We start from the raw sequence: 17,832 nt of genomic DNA, 5'->3' as shown, positions 1-17,832 counted from the left end.
CATCATGTTAAAGCATTTATCTAACCTCATTTTTCGAGCTGAAGTTGTTCTCGCCTCCAGTATGGCGGCTATTGTCACGTTGCTTATTTTAATTAACATCATAAGTCGTGCATTTGGGCACGCTATTTACTGGGTAGATGAGCTAGCTATTTACAGTATGATTTGGATGACGTTTTTTGCGACATCTGTTTTATTAAAAAAACGTGACAGCATTGCGGTAACAATATTGACAGACTTGGTTTCAGACAAAGTAAAGGTATGGCTTACTTTGTTAAGTGACCTGATGGTTTTGCTGTTTGCTGTGATTATGGTTTGGTTATGTTATCGCTGGTTTGCTCCTATAGAATTGTATCAGGAGAAGTTTGATATCGTCTCTTTTCAAGGCGAAACCTTCAATTTTATGTACTCTGAAAAAACGAGTACATTGGGCATGAGTAAGTTTTGGGTATGGTTAATCTTGCCTATTTTCTCTGTCTCGCTGCTACTCCATTCTTTCACAAATATTCTTCAACTTTTTCTCAGTACGACAATAAAAAAGGAAGCACCTTTATGACTATGCTTGTATTTTTGGGGCTTTTGTTTATGGCTGTGCCCATTTGTTTGGTGCTGGCGTTAAGTGCGCTTTGGTATATTTACTCGTCCGGTAACATGGTGCTTTTAGACTCTTATTTACAACAGCTATTCGGCGCAATTGAAAGCTATGGATTAATGGCGATTCCTTTGTTCATGTTAGCTGGAGAGTTAATGAATGAAGGTGGGCTGACGTTACGGTTGATCAATTTAGCAAGAATCTTGGTCGGAGGTTTTAAAGGCGGTTTAGCATACATAAACCTTGTGGCCAACATGATGATGGCCGCCATTATGGGGTCGGCGGCTTCGCAGATCGCCATTATGTCACGTGCTATGGTACCCGCTATGGAAAAAGAAGGTTACGACAAGCCTTATGCGGCCGCGATCACCGCCGCTGGTGGGCTTTTATCGCCAATCATTCCTCCCTCAATGTTATTTGTTTTGTTTGGTGTTTTGGCGCAAGTACCGATTTCAGAAATGTTTATAGCCGGTATCATTCCAGGTTTGCTCATGGCTTTTTTATTTTTTTTAGCGATCACTATCATGGGGCTCGTGTACGAATACCCAAAGGGTGAGTGGCCAACGAGAGAAATAGCAAAGCAATACATGATAATGGGACTGCCCGCTATTTTGATTCCTGTGATTATTATTGGTGGAATTTTGACAGGATTAGCAACGCCAACCGAATCGGCCGCCTTGGCGTCTTTAGGGGCTTTGTTAGTTGGAAAGTTCATCTATAAAGAACTACGATTTCGCCAGTTACCGAGTATTCTTAAAAGTACGGCTTATAATTCAGGTATGGTGATTATGCTGATTGCGGCGGCCGGTGTGTTTGGCTGGGTTATTGTCTTTGAAGAAGTGCCGCAAAACGCGGCCGCATGGATTGCGCAACAAACTTCAGACCCGTTTGTATTTTTGCTTATGGTAATGGGAGTCTTGTTGCTTGTCGGTATGGTGATAGATGGAATTGCTGCGTTGATATTGGTGGTGCCTATTCTACTGCCAATAGCTCAAACTCAGTTCGGTATTGATGCCTATCAGTTTGGTGTGGTGGTCTGTTTAACCTTGGTATTAGGATTACTTACCCCTCCAGTCGGAGCGGGTTTGTTTATTGCGTCCTCCATGACTGGCGCAACACCCATGCAGATATTCAAAGCATTAACGCCATTCTTGATATCAAGCCTGATTACGTTAGTGTTCTTGTGCTGGGAGGCGAGATTGACCAATTTCTTTTTATGACGCTTCTATAAAGCCGATTAGGTTACGACTTTATATTCGACAGCATGATGCATCTTGCATGACCATAATGTAAGACCATCACCTCGGCTGCCTTTTGGTCGAGGTGATGTTGGTAAGGTAATCTGTTTCTGGTTTGTTGAGTTACGTCTGTGACAGAATTAACAGCGCTAACGATATCATGGCGCTTAATGTTCTAAGATGGTTGAACTGTGTCCATTTTTGAAGGTAATACGGCCACGTTTTGCTCAGTTCTTTTTCGTCATTTTCGCTTACTTTCAGTTTTTTATTCAGTGGCACGTTGCCAATGACAGTGATTAAAAACATGCCTACTATGTACACCAAAGAAGCACTTATGATTAACGTGGATTGACCACTTTGCCAATTCACGAATGACCATATGATTAAACCGGCATACCAAAAAGTTGAACCTAAAAAAAGAGGCAAAAATACGGTCTTAATTATCACATCATTAATTCTATTCATTGCCCTAGCGCCTTCAATATTCGGCAGTTGGCTCAACGATTTCATTATGAATACCGAGAAAGCAAAATAAATACCCGCCATGATACCGGTGATGACCATCAGTAAAACGATCATGTAATACCTCGTTAAATTGGTGAATGTCGTGTTTTAAAGCGATTCATTCCAAACGCCTGTGGCAGCCATTTTTTCAACATAGTGTTTGAAGTTCCTAGCAGGGCGACCAAGCACATCGGCCACGGTATTTGTTGTGCTTTCATTGCGACCATCTAAAACATGGACAAATAATTCATTCATTAACCACGCCATGTCTTCTGGTACCCCCTGAGCTTTTGCTGCCGCAAGATACGCGTCAATAGAAGCCGTTTGAAAGCGAATATGGCGTTGACTTGCTTCCGCTATGGATTGTACGCAGCTCGCGAAAGAAAGCAGCTCAGGTCCTGTAATTTCCAGAACTTGATTTCTAAGGTCTGCACGGGTTAGTGCGGCTACGGCAACATCGGTGATGTCGTCAACATCAATAAAGGGTTCATTCGCTTTTGGCTCTGGCAAGACCAATTCACCCGCTTTCAGTCCGTCAAGCATAACGCTTTCACTGAAGTTCTGCATAAACCAACTGGCTCGGACTATGTTCCACTCCAATCCACTATTGATGAGAATGTTTTCGGCTAGCTGAGCGCCGTCTTCACCTCGACCCGATAAAAGTACAATGTGTTTTAGCCCCAGCGTTTTGGATAAATCAACAAAAGCACGAATATCATGCTCTGCCTTGGGAAGGGCTAGGTCAGGAAAGTAGGTGACATAAGCGGTTTCTACGCCTTCTAATGCTATTTTCCAGCTGTTTTGATCGTTCCAGTCAAAGGCGTATTCACTGTTACGTGAGAGTCCCCGAGTGTTATAGCCTCGGGCTTGCAGCTGAGATAAAACACGTTCGCCAGTTTTACCCGTTGAGCCGACAACGGCCATTACGTTCGTCTTCATAAATACACCTTTTCGATTGGTTAAACGTTAATTCTTTACAGATTTCTAAGGAATGAGAGCAAGTTTATTCCCTAAAAGCTTGATGCTTAATGCTTAAAAATCTATATTTAATTGCAGTTCGTCCAAAAAAGGCGTTAGTTATGAAAACGACACATCAACGGCAGATGCCAACGCCTCAGGACCCTCTTGGAGAGACGCTGTATTCGTTACGACTGAATGGTGTTATGTATGCGGCGTCTGAATTGAAGGCGCCTTGGGGGATGGATATGCCTCCTTTAAAAGGGAATATGATGTTTCATATTATTACTCAAGGCGCTTGTTGGTTACGCTTTCTCGATTACCCTGACACCTATCTGCAACCGGGAGACATTGCTTTGCTCCCAAGAGGGGAAGGTCACTTAATCTCTGATGAGAAAAAAACGCAATGTGAACCGTTTTTTGACCTACCCGTAACGCACATTTCTAACCGGTTTGAATCGATACAATATGGTGGAGGGGGTGAGAAAACCTTACTCACGTGCGGTGTGTTAAGTTTTGACAATGTTATTGGGCAAAAGCTTATCGCCCAATTACCATCACTTATTCATTTAAAAGCTGAAGAGGGTCGAACAAAGGCGCTACAAGGACTCATCGAGCTGATGTCTGAGGAGTCAAAAACATTAGGCGCGGGAGGAGAAACAATCGTTGCAAACATAGCGGATATTGTTGTAATTAAGGCGATTCGTTATTGGTTGGATACCGCACCAGAAGCCAACAAAGGTTGGTTAGGTGCGCTTAAAGACCCCAAAATAGGCAAAGCACTTACGGCCATGCATGCGCATCCGGAGCTGGACTGGACACTGGACAGTTTAGCTGCACAAGTAGGGATGTCTCGTTCTGGATTTTCGGCGCGATTCACTGACGTCATTGGTACATCGGCTAAACAATACCTAACTGAATGGCGCATGGGGCTAGCCAGACTGAGGATCATGGAAGCACCCGTTTCATTAATAGAGTTAGCTGAGGATCTCGGTTATACCTCAGAAGCGGCCTTTTCAAGAGCGTATAAACGCGTGTTTGGTGTACCTCCTTTACGTGAAAGTCGAAAAAAGCATCAAAATAATCAGGATCAGCTGGCGAGCTAAGTATTAAAACGCTGATATCAAGGTTTAGCCGAGTGAAATTTTTGTATGAATCAATTCATCGTCTTTGTCGATAAAAAGTCTTCTCTTTACCACTCTGATCAAACCGTATCTAAGGAGGTGTTAGAAAAAATTGGATGGTTGCGGATGCGAACCCGGACTCTCTATTTCCTTGGTAAACCTATTGGTCAAAAGACTGATAGTGAGGCCTTTACAGGCCGCATTAGGGCCAAGGCGAGATGTCGTTCTTTGGACAAAAGTAGGTGATTTGGAACGTCCTGAGCACATTAGGATTCACTCATCAAGGTTTTTATGAATGAGCTCGATCAGACCTTATCAACATTTGGATTAGATTTATAACACCGATGTCATTAGCTCAAAGTGACGTTTCATCTTGTTTTACTTTGAGCGAGACGTTTTTGTTATAAATTGTTAGCATTAGTGTTCTGCCTATTAAGGTTGATTTAACGATATTTAAGGTATAAAAATACGTCAAATACGCTGATAATATAATCAAAATAGGAAGTTAATAATGCAAAATAAAGCCTACTTAGGAAGTTGTCACGGCGTAAATGTTCAATTCAAAACCCTAACTGATTGGTATCTCGCAATAAAACCGTTATGATAATTCGACCTTTTAAAACTACAGACGCAAAAGGCATTGCGGATCTTTTTCACGGTGCCGTGCATTCCATCAGCCCCAATATTTACTTAACAGAACAGTTAGAAGCGTGGGCGCCGACGCCACCAGATTATTCTATGTGGGCAAAAAGAGTAGAGCGAACTCAGCCTTTTGTGGCAACAATAGGTGACATTATCGTGGGTTTCATCGAGCTAGAAGCCGATGGCCATATCGATTGTTTGTATGTACACCGCGATTATCAACGCCAAGGCATAGCCAACGCGCTGTTTACCTATGCCAGAAAAGAAGCGATAAAGAGCGGATATAAAACCCTGTACGTGGACGCCAGCCTGCTTGCTAAGCCCTTCTTTGAAAAACGAGGCTTTAAAGTAGAGTCTGAAAACATCGTCAAAAGGAACCATCAAGAACTGATTAATTATTCAATGATTGCTTCTCTAAAGCCTTAACTGCCTTTTCTAGAGAAATCTTTACTAAGGTTAAACTACCTTTATATTGACCGGCAGGTTTACCTTGAAGTTTAGATACAACTAGACCTTTGAAAGTATTTAGGGAATTGTATTCGTCCATTAGATAGTGTTTTACATTCGACTCTTTATATCTATTGTTTACAAAGTCAGCGAAACACTCAAGGTCATGTGGTGTCCAATTGTTAAGACATTGGTTCCAGGTTTCAGTAGCTATAAAATTAAAAAAAGGTTTCAAGTGATGGCCTCTATAAATTTTCATATCAACATTTTTCCATGAATTGACCATGTCTTTTACAACTATTTCATTAGATGATTCTTGTTCTTGAGCCTTTTTTCTATAAAAAAACTCTTCATAGTTATTACGAATTACATCATTTTCACTTTTTAAAATTGGCTCTTGCCAAACAATTTCATGCTCTGATCTAGAAAACTGTTTTTTTGAGCAGAGCTTTTCAAAATTTTCAATAAAATTATCCGCATCACCATCAATATAATCATGTCTAAGTTTTTTATCGTAGTAGTCGCATGCCTTAAACCATTTCTGTAAAGGAACATTTTTATCATCAAATATGAACTTTTTTAGTTCAATAATTAGCTGTTCAAATTCTTGTTTTTCAAAGCTCCCTGCAGGCGAAAAAAGAAGTGTGTCTATTTTTGAAGTTTGAATAGGTAGTTGACCTAAATCTGTAAGTTTTAAGTTATCTGATATTTCAAACGCGCAATACCTGACTAATATTTCACTTATTCCACTGTCTATTTCCTGTAAGTCTCTATGGGGACTTTTTTCTTCTTCATTATCTTTTGATTTAATGTACTCTAAAAGAGATGACTCATTTATGGACTTCCAAACCTTTTCGCTGGTATAACCTTTTTCATAAAGGTAGTGACAAATTAGGGTGATATTTCTACCAAGATATGAGAAAGATAACTCCCGATTCACATTATCGTCATTAACAATTATTTCATTAATTCTGATCGACTTATTTGCTATTCGCTTAAGTACTCTAAGGTTTTTTATTTCCTTTTCTTTCACTGTCTCAGTTATAGAGTTAAGTAACTGATTATTAATGTCTTTATCTTTAAAAGCAATGCCAATAAGGTCCTCAACCTTCATATCCAGACTAGTTTTTCCACTAAATGCCTTTTCTCTTAAGTCTGAACTCAAGCAAGATTTTGATTCATTAACCACAAAAACAAATTGTATTTTTTTAAATTCAGAGTCTGCTAACTGTAGGCTTTCTCCAACAATTAGATTAACAACTTTTTCGTCTTCAATACGGTCTAGGTCATCAACGATAAATCTAATATTGTCCAATTTATGAAGGAGCTTTTCTCTAACAATTCCAGCGCTTCCTGAAAGTAATCCCCCAATCAGTCCGCTATTTTTTTGCTCAGATATTGTGTCAATCAGCGAACTAAGTGTTTTGGTATTATTTTTAACAAACCTACTCGTTGATTCCAATTTTTCGAAGGATACAGATAGCAGTCGGTCTCGATACTCTGAAATATTAGATATTCCAGTTAAGGACAGATAGAGTGTTTTGTAGTCATCTTTCTCTAATTCTTTTAAGAGTGTGTTTCGGACGAAATGAGTTTTGCCTTCCCCCCATGCTCCATCAAGTATTGCCATCGATGGAAATGAATCGTCTTGCAGAAGTTGCTCTATAAGTCTCGAAGTCGGATGCATATAAATTCCTTGTTGTAACTCTAATCCAATTAAATCGTTGAGTACTGAAGTTAGAATAACTTTTTATAGAGTATTTCGATATTGATTCTTTATACCTTAAACCTCCCCAGCATTAATCAACATGCCTTGTGTGCTGGTGTCGAACAGCAAAACGCGGTTTAAATCCACGGATAAGGAGATGAGTTCTTGGCGTTTTACGTGGGAGCGTAGGTCGAGTCTGGCTTTGGCGTCTTCGCCGCCGAGTTTGAACATGATTTCTTTATCGAAGCCGAGGTTTTCCACTAGATCGACTTGTATATTATTGAATTCAAATAAGTGATCACTGGGTGATCTCTTTAAAGATAAAGCGCTGTCTTCAAAGAAGTCGGGACGAATACCGACCAATACCGTGTCATGAGAGCTGAGATCATGCATGTCTACATTGGCTATTTTTGAGGCTGGAATGCGGTAGTGATCGAACACTAACTCTTCCCCTTGGACTTTTGCTTCAAATAGATTCATGGCCGGTGAGCCGATAAAGGTGGCTACAAAGCTGTTGGTGGGCTGCAGGTAAATGTCCATCGGTGTGCCTACTTGCTCTACGATGCCATCGCGCATGACGACGACCCGGTCACCTAAGGTCATGGCTTCAATCTGGTCGTGAGTAACGTAAATCGCCGTCATGTTGTATTGGTGCTGAATGCGGGCGATTTCGGTACGCATGTGGTGGCGCAGCTTGGCGTCTAGGTTAGACAAGGGTTCGTCGAACAAATACACATCCGCATCACGAGCAAGGGCACGCCCCATGGCAACCCGTTGACGCTGGCCACCAGATAAGTCAGCGGGTTTACGATCTAGGTATTCATTGAGTTTGAGCATGTCCGACACATCGGCCAATTTCGCTTTCATCGTTGCCTCGTCTGCGCCAGATTTTTTCAAACCAAAAACAATGTTATCTCGCACCGACATGTGCGGATACAAGGCGTAGTTCTGGAACACCATGGCGATGTTACGCTTGTGAGGCGGCAAATCATTAATGGTGCGCTCGCCGATTTGGATTTCCCCTTGAGTAATGTCTTCCAGTCCCGCGACCATGCGCAAAGTGGTGCTTTTGCCGCAACCACTTGGGCCAACCAGCACGACAAACTCACCGTCTTTTACTTCCAAATTTAGGTTCTTTACTATCGGCAAGTTGCCGTAGGATTTGTTGACGTTTCGTAAGATCACAGAACTCATATCTTTCTCCTCAAAACTACTGCGCTCGGTGATACTTCGTCAAAAGCTCGCTCAAAATGCTCATTTATAACTATAAACTCTGCTTTTTCGCTCACTTTTTCCTTGTCTGACCTTCGCTCGTTACGTTTTGTTATTAATGTATGTTACTAGCCTTTCACGCCGCCATCAGTCAGCCCGCCCGACAAATGCTTATTCGCCAACATGAAACAAATCACCACGGGTAGTAGAGTCAGCATGGAGGCGGCCATGATGCGATCCCATATGGCATTTTTGGAGGTAAACAACGTCTGTAATGCCAGTGGTAAGGTTTGGAAATCTTGGTATTGTTTTAAGAAGACGGACGCGAATAAATATTCGTTCCACGCGATCACAAAACAATAGATAAACACGGTAAATAACATGGGTTTCGACAAGGGCATGATGATGCGCCAGAAAGCTTCGACCCTTGAACAACCGTCCATCATCGCCGCTTCTTCCAGCGAGAAGGGAATGGTACGAAAGTAGTTTCCCAGCATGTACATGGCGACGGGTAAAGTCTGGATTAGGTAGATCAAAAACAGACTGAGAATTGTGCCGCCAGCACTCGATGCCAAGCCTACGTTTACGCTCATTTGGTAGAGCGGTACCATCAGTAAAACGCCACCGACCATGTAGACAAACAGCACGCCGTTGGCCATTAGTGATTGCGCAGGGAAACGTAATCGGGCAATGGCGTACGCCGCGAGCGACGCTAAGAAAGTGGAGCAAATACCTGTAATAAAGGAGATTACAAAGGTATTAAGCATATAGCGCCCAAATGGGAAGACATCCCCACCAGAGCTAAACTTCGCCAGCAGCATTTGTTTCTTTTCCTCTGATAAGGCTGGATTATCCAATAAGCGCTGAATGCTGGCGGGAACCTCGATTTCTTTGGCTGGCATTAAACCAAGCAATTCCTTGTAAGCGTCTAAATGCAGCACGCGAGGAATCAGCGATGGATTGCCCCAATCGATAGGATGTTTAAGGGAAGTGGAAAGGATCTGTAAAAAGGGGAATACGCAAAAGATCACCAAAGCGAGTACCAAAGAATACAAGATCACAGATTGAATGGGAGTGCGTTTATTCATCATAAGTCTTTCCTACCATTTGAGGACTTTACGAACGTATAACCAAATTAAGCCAACCAATACCAGCAACTGAATTACCGAAATCGCCGCGGCTCCGCCTTGATCCACGATTCCTGCAAACGCTTGGTAATAGGTGAAAATAGGCAGAGTTTCGACGTTTGGTGCCAGTAAGTACACGTCTTCAAAACGATTTAAGTTCCATATAATACGCAATAAAACCACAGTGGCGATGACGAATCTGAGCTCGGGCAGAGTCACATGCCAGAAGCGTCCCCAAGCATTTTGTCCATCAATAGCGGCCGCTTCGTACAGGTCTTTCGGTACGCTTTGTAACTTCGCGAGGAACAATAAATACGCGATAGGAAAATGCTTCCAAATATCGAATAAGATCACCACAAACAAAGCGGAATCAGGGTTGCCAATTAGGTTTTCCCGCTCGTTGGTTAAATGCAGCACATCGACCACCACATGGTTGTAAATACCGTTTACGGGATCAAAAATAAACTGCCAGCCAAACACCACACTGATGACGGGCGCAAAGTAGGGCAGGAGGATCAAACCACGGGCGAGGTTCCGAAATCGAAATTCTTGATTCATCAGAATCGACGCGGCCAACCCCAACACCGTTGTACCAACGACCGTACCAATCAGATAGACAATAGATACACCGACCGAATGGTAATAACGCGGATTGCCAAGTAAATCGGTGTAGTTATCCAACCCGACAAAGGTCTTACTGCCATTGAGTTGCACATCAAAAAAACTGAGGTAAATGTTGAATAAGATGGGGTAAATTACCAGCAAGCCGATAATACCAACAGCGGGCGCGACAAGCTTAAGTCCAAGTTGGGCTTCGTTTTTGACCAGTATTGAAGACATGTTTACATCCTTCTTTGAAAACTATTCATGAGGGTACTAAGAACCCCTGAGCTCCCTATAGAAAAAAGCTCAGGGTGTGTTCTTTACTTACCCATGATGGTTTTCATTTCTGCTTCTGCACTGTTCAGTGCTTGTTGCGGATCTTTGTTTTCAATGGTGACATCGTAAATCATGCGGGGGATGACGGACTTGGCGAAGATGGCTCCCGATGCTGGAAACGTTTTGCCTTGTACAACGGAAAAGGAGCGAATGTCGTCAAAACCAGAAACGATCTGTTTCATTTTATCTGCACCGTACAGTTTGAAGACGCCGTTTGGATCGTCTAAATACGCTGGGTCTTCAGCGATGCCTTTTAACATAGGGTTCATGCCACCCGGCGCCATGTGCAAGAAGGTGATGTAGCTGGCTGGATCGTACATAAACTCAATGAAGTCTTTGGTTGCTTGAGCGTCTTCAGCACTTTTAGTTTTCAACGCAACAAGGCCCGATAAGGTGCCATAAGACGCGGCGCTTTTATGAGTGATGATAGGCGTGAAGGCCGTGTTCTTAACCAATTTGGGGTCGAAAGTGCCACCGCTGAGTTCTTTAAAGTTCTCAGAGGACAGTGAACCTTTGGCGACTTCGGCTAAAGCAAGGTCATCCATGATGTAGGTTGAATAGAAGAACATGCCCATTTTACCTTGCAGGTAATAATCTCGGGCGCGCCAGTTTTGTGGTCCTGGTGGGTTGTATTTGGCGAGTTCTTTGTAATATTGGATGGTTTCTAACGTGGCAGGACTATTGAATATGAGGTCGCCTTTGTCATCAAACTCCGCCGCATTGTTAGACAACGCTAACTGAGTGAAGACTTGTTCTGTGTAGCTGTCTTGTTTGGTGCCGACTAAAATACCGTATTGGTTGTTCGCTTTGTCGGTTAACGCTTTGGCGGCGGTTTCAATGTTTTCCCATGTATTGGGCGCGGCTAAACCTTTTTCATCAAACCAGTCTTTGCGATACCAAATGCCCTGAATCCAACCATGGTAAGGTAAACCATAATATTGGCCTTCAGGGGACGTCAATGTGGTTAGAGCGCCTGTATGGAAGCGGCTCTTACCAATATCGCCCACGACGCCTTGGTGAGTTTGGGTATCGACAATGCCTTCTTCCCCCAGTGCCATGATGATTTCAGAGTTCACTTCAATCAGTTGCGGTGTTGTGCCTGCTGCCACGGCTGCGGCCATTTGTGTCGCCATTTCGTTTTCGTCGACGCCCACCACTTTGACGGTCACGCCATCGTTTAAAGCTTCGAAGGTACTGGCAAGTAATTCGATGGTTTGCAGTCTGTCCGATTGGGTTTGTGCCGTCCAAAATTCTACTGTAGCCGCATTAGACACTTGGCTTATTAGAAGTCCGTTTACCAGTACCGTACTGGCGACGAGCAGAGATTTTTTCATTGTCGTTTCCTCATTTATTGTTATACGAGTTTTCCGAACTGTTTTGGGTTAGTACCCGTTTTTTACCACTCCCGGCGTTAATACGATCTGCAGTTCTTTCACCGGCGTCCCTTTGATGCGGGAAACCATCATCTGCGCAAGTTGTTCGCCTATTTGTGCGGGAGGCGCTTGTTGAATGCTGGTAATCCCCATGCTGGCCGTTAGCTCATCAGCAGGCGTATCACAACCAATCACACTTATTTGTTGCTCGTTATGATTGAGTCGAGAGTTGTGTAACCGCATTACCGCTAAAGCGGCGCTGCGCGCGCTGGTGCTCGTTAGGCAAATCAGCGCAGTGATATCTGGGTGCTGGAGGAGAAATTCGGCACAGTCGAGGTAACTTTTTTCCTCGTCAAAGCCGACTTCTAAACTGTGCTCGGAGACAATAGAAAGACCCACTTTATCCGCCGCATCTTGAATGCCGCGTCGTCTTTCTTGAGCAAAAAAATATCGCTCGCTCACCGAAATAACGCCAATTTGACGATGGCCTTGTTCATAAAGGCGAATCAGACTTAATTGGCCGACTTGGTGGTTATCTAAATCCAGCCAAGCAAACTGATTCGCTCGTTCGGTGCGTCCGTAACACACAAAAGGCACGTTAAGTTTCAGTAAACGTTGGACTTTAGGATCATTGACCCGAGTGCGAAGGAGTAAAAAGCCCTCTTGATCACCTGCTTTAACAAGGCGTTCAAACTCGCTTAATTCCTGCTTCCCCGTTTCGACTGCGACTACTTGCAGTAAATAGCCTTCTGCTTGTAGTGCGCGTCGCGTTCCAGCAAGCACCTTCGAAAGAATGGGGTCGATGTATTGCGTCTCTTGGCTCGGTATTATGGCCGTAATAACGCGTTTAGCTTGCACCCAATGAGCGGCATCGGCTCCTTTTAGTTGGTAACCCTGTCGCGCGGCTTCTTTCAAAACGCGCTTTTTGGTACTTGGGCTGATATCTGGGTAATCGTTCAGTGCTCGTGACACGGTGGATACCGACAAATCCAACTGAGTAGCTATTTCTTTAATCGACATAAAACATTTCACTGCACCATTCTTATTTTTACACTGTCCATCATTTAGCGCTTATTTAAAAGCGTTAATCGTGCGTTTCGTGACCAGCAACGAAAGACGTTAAGACCGAAAATGTTTCGATGCAACGATTATTTTTTGCACAGTTTAGGTGCGAACTGGATGCGGCGATAAAATTCGGAATGTCGAGGCTCTGTTGAAAAAATAAGAGTTGATCGGTCGTGGAAGGGCATGCCTCTTGGCGAGAGGCGTGCTAAAACGATCGATACATGTTGAATATAGAACGTAATACGGGAAAGAGGATTATGTCTTTATTGTGTCGATGCGTTGTTCTGTTGAGGGCTAGCCAACCAACCTAATCCCATCCATACTAAGCTGATGCCGATCATAATGTAGAGTGGCGCATTCCAAGAGTGTTGCCAATCATATAGAGCACCAATCAAAACAGGGCCAATGGCCGCGAGAGTATAACCCATTAACTGAGCCATACCTGATAATGAGGCGGCTTGTTTTGGACTATTGGTTCTTAAACTGACGAAAGATAGCCCTAAAATAAAGCCCATACTGATGCCAAAACCAAAAGATACAGACCAAAAGCCAGACCAACTTGGAATGAATAAAAAGCCACTCAAACTTAGGAAAGTCAGCCCTGTGGCACATAAACATAAGCGTCTGTGGCTGCCTAATCGATTGATAAAGGGCGCTAAAATTAAGGAAGGGATCGCACCGGCTAATTGCAAATAGCCTTGATAAAGTCCCGCTGTCGAGTCGGTATAGCCGTGATGGATTAAAATAGCGGGCACCCACGCGACAACAACGTAATTAATCAGCGAGTTTACGGCTAAAAAGCTGGCCACTTGCCACGCCGTGATTGAACGCCACACTGAAGAACTGATATCGATTAAGCTTGTTTGCGGTATCTGACCTTGTGTTATCTTGCCGCTAAACCACACCACTAATGGTAATAAAATCAATAGGCTTTGACACGCCAAGGCGAATGACCAGCCACTCATTGGTAAACTCACATCAGGCTGTTCAGCATAAAGGCTTAAGGGTACAGCCAAACTCGACATCAAAAAGCCACCAACACTCATCATCAGTACGTAAATAGCCGTCAGCTGAACAACGTAGTTAGGAAATTCACGTTTTAACAAGCTGGGTAACAGTACGTTACCAATTGCAATGCCTGCCCCAATAAAGAGGGCGCCGCTATACAAGGTGCTGATTGAGCCAAGAGTTCGAATGATCATGCCTGTCGCAATCAAGAAGACACCAGCGGCCAAAATGCGTTCAATACGAAAATGACGAGTTAGCCAAGACGCGACAGGAGCAAAAAAGCCAAATGCTAATAAAGGCAGGCTGGTGAGCAGCCCCGACTGTGAGCTACTTAAATTGAGGTCCGTGCTTATCCTGTCTAGTAAAGGCGGTAAGCCGGTGACTGGCCCTCGTAAACTTAATGCCACTAGGAAAATAAACAAGAGTAAAAAGGCGGCATCGTGTTGTGCTAATTGCTGTAGTCGTTTCATGGGGTTGAGTTAGCCATAGTTGTTAGGGTGAGTGTCAGGTAGGGCGTTATTATAGGATTTATTTGCTGAGTTAGATTGAACAATAAGAAAATAATAACGAACCTTTAGCGTATTCAACTTGTAATGGTTGGCTATCATTTTTATGCATGACGGGTTTTGTTTATTTCTATTAGAACGATTTAAGAAACAATAATGCTCTTTTTTGTGTGTTTTTCTGTGGACGCTCATCTCCTATGATGTCCACATGAATTAAATAAACATTCTTTTGGAGAAAAACATGAAAAAATTTATTTCTTTGGTGGCTTCTGTTCTGATTACTCACTCTGCTTTTGCGGCGGAGTCTAACAGGCTAACGCTTGACGTATACCATGCGGCACCCAGTAGCTTTGGTGTGACTTCTACTGTGGTATACGGTGAAACAGAAGCGATGGTCATTGATGCAGGGTTTACGAAAGCCGATGCATTGCGTATTGCGGCAAAAGTATTGGACTCTAATAAAGAATTAAAAACAATTTTTGTCAGTCAAGCAGACCCTGATTACTATTTTGGTGCTGAAACCTTGCATGATATTTTCCCTGAAGCGGAGATCATCACTACGCCTGCTGTGAAAAAAGTGCTTGAAAAGAAAATGGCTGGTAAAGTTGGATTTTGGGGACCTAAAATGGGCTCGAATGCGCCAGTAAACCCTATTGTTCCAAAGGCCTATGTTCAATCCACTCTGATGCTTGATGGACACACGATTGAAATTCGAGGCACTGACGGTGTTTTAGCTCACCGACCTTACTTATGGATCCCCTCTAATAAAGCGCTTTTAGGTAATGTTGCGATTTTCGGTAATATGCATTTATGGATGGCGGATGCGCAATCTAATGAATCTCAAGACGCGTGGAAAGCGCAATTAAAAGAAATGATGGCACTTAATCCTACTAAGGTTGTTCCTGGTCATATGGCACAAGGTACAGAGTTAACAGCAGATAGCATCAGCTACTCGCTTGATTACCTCAATGCTTTTCAAAAAGCGAAAGGAGACAGTAAAAACAGTGCTGAATTGATTAAAACAATGACGGCTAAATACCCTAATGCACAAGGTGCTTTGAACTTGGATATCGCGGCTAAAGTACATAAAGGTGAAATGACATGGTAAAAGTACATTATTTTTTTGACCCAATGTGTGGTTGGTGTTACGGAGCATCATCGTTAATTGCTGTACTAGCGGACATGCCCGAGTTTGAGGTGGTTTACCACCCGGGAGGCATGATACCAAAACGTGCGATAGATCCGTCTTTTAGACACCATATTCTGCAAGCAGACAAGCAAATTGCCGACAGGACACAAGTGCATTTTGGCGAAGCCTATAAAGCGAGAGTGGCAGGAGAAGGAGAGTTTGTTATCGATTCCTACTTACCAACTCAAGCGTTTTTAGTTGGCATTGAAATGGGCATAGCGCCTCACTTGATGTTAAAGGCGATTCAAGCAGCGCACTATCAAGACGGCCGAGAACTTGATAAACCTGAAGCTTTGCAAACATTGGCGGTTTCACTAGGGCTTGATGAAACCACTTGGCAAGCAAAAATGGCCAGCTCGGCGGCCGTGATGATGAGTGAAATAGAAAGAAGTCATGAGTTAATGGGGCCGTTACAAGTCAATGGATACCCAACGATTCTTATCGAGAAAAAGGGTAAATTACAGCGTTTAACTCACAGCGCTTACTATGGTAAGCCTGATGAATGGAAAGGCTATTTATCAACTTTAGGATAAAACCCTCGTCTGAAAAGAAAATAGCAACAGTAAAAGTGCTCTATTCCATGGAAATGGTTTAGGGCATTTTTTTCTCTGGATAGAGCTGGGTAGTGCGTGTTTAGTAGAGTCAATCTGGGCATAGGTTATGGACTGATTAGTCAATATGAGACGGCGAACGGCCTTCTTAATTTGCCGTGATACAGTCCGCTCGGACAACCGCGTTTTGATGGCAACATGCATTAGGTATCCTATTTATGAGAGTATTAGATCCATGATTTAACTCATTCGGGTTGTATTTAGCTCAACTGTTTTGCTTAAGGGGTTTTCAATGGCTATCCAGATCAATCAAACCACAATGAGAAAATTGTTATGGTAGATAACAAGAAGGTTGAAAGACGTAATGTCGTTAAACTGCTTTTCTCTCAGTTTTTAATTAATTTAGGTGATGTTTTAATTAATCCGAAGGTGACTTTGCCTTGGCTACTTCAAAGTGTTGGTGCGCCCTTGTACTTATTAGGCTGGTTGGTTCCGATACGTGAATCTGGTTCTTTATTGCCTCAAATAGCGATAGCGCATTTTATCTACCCGTTAAAAGTAAGGAAGTGGGTTTGGGTTCTCGGTAGCATTATTCAATCTTTTTCTGTTGTTGTTATTGGTTGTGCTGTTCTTTTACTGGAAGGGGCGAGTGCGGGTTGGGTCGTTATTGGTGGTCTGATCGTGTTTAGTGTCGCTAGGGGGCTTAACTCGGTTGCGTCCAAAGATGTATTAGGCAAAACAGTGATTAAAGAAAAGCGAGGCAGAGTAACGGGTTGGTCATCCAGTGCGTCGGGGCTGATCACGGTGGGTTTGGCCATTTGCATGTTGTTTTACTTAGACCCTACTAAGAGTGATTCTGAGTTTTATGTCTGGGGAATTGTTGGCGCCGCTTGTGTTTGGTTATTGGCCGCTGGCATTTATGCTGCTATTAAAGAGCCTTTAAGCGAGACAGAAGATGAAGGTGATCATTTTTGGGATGCGTTTAAGACGCTAAATCTATTATGGACTGATCACGTTTTTCGGAAGTTTGTTATTGCTCGTTCCTTATTTTTGTGTGCGGCATTAAGTGCTCCATTTTATGTGGTTATCGCTCAACAGCGATTTGATAGTGGCACTTGGTTGTTGGGCATGTTTATCTTAGCCAGTGGCTTAGCGTCGTTATTGTCATCGCCTTTTTGGGGATTGTTTTCAGACTATTCAAGTCGACAGGTGATGATCGTTTCTTCTTTATTGAGTGCACTTACCGGTGGTGTTTTGTTTTGTTGCGTGACGTTTCTGGCCGATACCGTGTTTACTGTATGGCTAATACCTGCGTTGTATTTTGTTCTCAGCGTGGCTCATCAAGGTGTTAGGGTTGGGCGCAAGACGTATTTGGTGAATTTGGGTGAGGGAAATAAGCGTACCAGTTATGTGTCTGTTAGTAATACCATTATTGGGCTTATCCTTTTGGGAATGAGTGCGTTAAGCTTGTTAACATACCTGATCTCTCTAGAGGTTCTGGTGCTTGTTTTTTCAATGGTAACCTTGTTTGGTGTGATTATGGTTATACGCTTACCTGAAGCCTAGCTAAACTGTGTCTGATGCGTAGTGTTTTAGGTCGACTCGGTTTGTCCGTTGATGTAATTAAAAAGAAATTCTTTTTGGATAATTCAA

16 protein-coding genes are annotated in these 17,832 nt (G+C 43.0%); 7 read left to right on the top strand and 9 right to left on the bottom strand.

All coding sequences use genetic code 11. The features are described from left to right. Positions 1–4: 4 nt before the first annotated feature. Together IEZ33_RS15115 and IEZ33_RS15110 are read left to right on the top strand one after the other, a co-directional pair. On the top strand, positions 5–553 hold the full coding sequence (locus IEZ33_RS15115; RefSeq protein ID WP_191600854.1) for a TRAP transporter small permease: 549 nt from the start codon (positions 5–7) through the stop codon (positions 551–553). Beyond that, the gene (locus IEZ33_RS15110) at positions 550–1,809 is read left to right on the top strand and encodes a TRAP transporter large permease (RefSeq protein ID WP_191600853.1); all 1,260 of its coding nucleotides are present in this window, start codon (positions 550–552) and stop codon (positions 1,807–1,809) included. Before IEZ33_RS15115 ends, IEZ33_RS15110 begins: the two co-directional genes overlap by 4 nt. A 141-nt stretch (positions 1,810–1,950) precedes the next feature. Here the strand turns inward: IEZ33_RS15110 and IEZ33_RS15105 are convergent, their stop codons facing one another. Next, the gene (locus IEZ33_RS15105) at positions 1,951–2,406 is read right to left on the bottom strand and encodes an anthrone oxygenase family protein (protein WP_191600852.1); all 456 of its coding nucleotides are present in this window, start codon (positions 2,404–2,406) and stop codon (positions 1,951–1,953) included. 33 nt (positions 2,407–2,439) lie between these two features. After that, on the bottom strand, positions 2,440–3,270 hold the full coding sequence (locus IEZ33_RS15100; RefSeq protein ID WP_191600851.1) for an NAD(P)H-binding protein: 831 nt from the start codon (positions 3,268–3,270) through the stop codon (positions 2,440–2,442). A gap of 140 nt (positions 3,271–3,410) precedes the next feature. On the opposite strand from IEZ33_RS15100, the gene IEZ33_RS15095 reads away from it, so the two are divergent. Further along, entirely contained in the window at positions 3,411–4,394 is a 984-nt protein-coding gene (locus IEZ33_RS15095; RefSeq protein ID WP_191600850.1) for an AraC family transcriptional regulator, read from the top strand. A gap of 618 nt (positions 4,395–5,012) precedes the next feature. Next, positions 5,013–5,480: a GNAT family N-acetyltransferase gene (locus IEZ33_RS15090; RefSeq protein WP_191600849.1), complete on the top strand. Its 468-nt coding sequence runs from the start codon at positions 5,013–5,015 to the stop codon at positions 5,478–5,480. Here IEZ33_RS15090 and IEZ33_RS15085 read toward each other — a convergent pair. From IEZ33_RS15085 to IEZ33_RS15055, 7 genes are all read right to left on the bottom strand, one after another. After that, positions 5,446–7,188 carry a P-loop NTPase family protein gene (locus IEZ33_RS15085; RefSeq protein ID WP_191600848.1) on the bottom strand — a complete coding sequence of 581 codons (1,743 nt, stop codon included), beginning with the start codon at positions 7,186–7,188 and terminating at the stop codon, positions 5,446–5,448. The two genes, IEZ33_RS15090 and IEZ33_RS15085, sit on opposite strands and share 35 nt — an antisense overlap. A 96-nt stretch (positions 7,189–7,284) precedes the next feature. Next, the gene (locus tag IEZ33_RS15080) at positions 7,285–8,403 is read right to left on the bottom strand and encodes an ABC transporter ATP-binding protein (RefSeq protein WP_191600847.1); all 1,119 of its coding nucleotides are present in this window, start codon (positions 8,401–8,403) and stop codon (positions 7,285–7,287) included. A gap of 146 nt (positions 8,404–8,549) precedes the next feature. After that, complete coding sequence (locus IEZ33_RS15075) at positions 8,550–9,512, bottom strand: carbohydrate ABC transporter permease (protein ID WP_191600846.1); 963 nt, start codon at positions 9,510–9,512, stop codon at positions 8,550–8,552. 9 nt (positions 9,513–9,521) lie between these two features. After that, on the bottom strand, positions 9,522–10,388 hold the full coding sequence (locus IEZ33_RS15070) for a carbohydrate ABC transporter permease (RefSeq protein WP_191600845.1): 867 nt from the start codon (positions 10,386–10,388) through the stop codon (positions 9,522–9,524). Positions 10,389–10,471: 83 nt separating this feature from the next. Beyond that, a complete protein-coding gene (locus tag IEZ33_RS15065) occupies positions 10,472–11,821 on the bottom strand; it encodes an ABC transporter substrate-binding protein (protein ID WP_191600844.1) in 1,350 nt (449 codons plus the stop codon). 48 nt (positions 11,822–11,869) lie between these two features. After that, positions 11,870–12,880 (bottom strand): LacI family DNA-binding transcriptional regulator, encoded by a 1,011-nt coding sequence (locus IEZ33_RS15060; protein WP_191600843.1) that lies wholly within the window; start codon positions 12,878–12,880, stop codon positions 11,870–11,872. A 308-nt stretch (positions 12,881–13,188) separates the two neighbouring features. Next, positions 13,189–14,403 (bottom strand): MFS transporter, encoded by a 1,215-nt coding sequence (locus tag IEZ33_RS15055; RefSeq protein ID WP_191600842.1) that lies wholly within the window; start codon positions 14,401–14,403, stop codon positions 13,189–13,191. A gap of 277 nt (positions 14,404–14,680) precedes the next feature. On the opposite strand from IEZ33_RS15055, the gene IEZ33_RS15050 reads away from it, so the two are divergent. The 3 genes from IEZ33_RS15050 to IEZ33_RS15040 all read left to right on the top strand — a co-directional run bounded on the left by IEZ33_RS15050 (position 14,681) and on the right by IEZ33_RS15040 (position 17,745). After that, positions 14,681–15,547 (top strand): MBL fold metallo-hydrolase, encoded by an 867-nt coding sequence (locus IEZ33_RS15050; RefSeq protein WP_191600841.1) that lies wholly within the window; start codon positions 14,681–14,683, stop codon positions 15,545–15,547. Then, a complete protein-coding gene (locus tag IEZ33_RS15045) occupies positions 15,541–16,161 on the top strand; it encodes a DsbA family protein (protein WP_191600840.1) in 621 nt (206 codons plus the stop codon). Before IEZ33_RS15050 ends, IEZ33_RS15045 begins: the two co-directional genes overlap by 7 nt. Positions 16,162–16,512: 351 nt before the next feature. Continuing rightward, positions 16,513–17,745, top strand: coding sequence for an MFS transporter (locus IEZ33_RS15040; RefSeq protein ID WP_191600839.1), 1,233 nt, complete (start codon positions 16,513–16,515; stop codon positions 17,743–17,745). Positions 17,746–17,832: the final 87 nt, after the last annotated feature.

Origin of the sequence: Marinomonas algicola, from assembly GCF_014805825.1 — a bacterium.
Classification (GTDB): domain Bacteria; phylum Pseudomonadota; class Gammaproteobacteria; order Pseudomonadales; family Marinomonadaceae; genus Marinomonas; species Marinomonas algicola.
The sequence above is the reverse complement of the archived record's forward strand: the minus strand, read 5'-3'. Positions and strand labels throughout refer to the sequence as shown.